General features: G+C 55.1%; 1 pseudogene. It reads left to right on the top strand.

Annotated elements, in window-relative coordinates:
- Positions 1-276: pseudogene (gene fusA / locus P8629_RS11790) on the top strand (elongation factor G); the annotation flags it as partial.

A 276-nucleotide genomic window follows, 5' to 3' on the forward strand; every position in this document is an offset into this window, starting at 1 on the left:
GGGCAAACCTCAGGTAGCTTACCGCGAAGCGATTCGCGCGAAGATTACCGACGTTGAAGGTAAGCACGCCAAGCAGTCTGGTGGTCGCGGTCAGTACGGTCACGTTGTGATCGACATGTACCCACTGGAGCCGGGCTCTAACCCGAAAGGTTACGAGTTCGTCAACGACATCAAAGGTGGTGTAATTCCTGGCGAATACATCCCTGCCGTTGATAAAGGCATCCAGGAGCAGCTGAAGTCTGGTCCGTTGGCTGGTTACCCGGTAGTAGACATGGG

The organism is Hydrogenovibrio sp. 3SP14C1, assembly GCF_029625905.1.
Classification (GTDB): domain Bacteria; phylum Pseudomonadota; class Gammaproteobacteria; order Thiomicrospirales; family Thiomicrospiraceae; genus Hydrogenovibrio.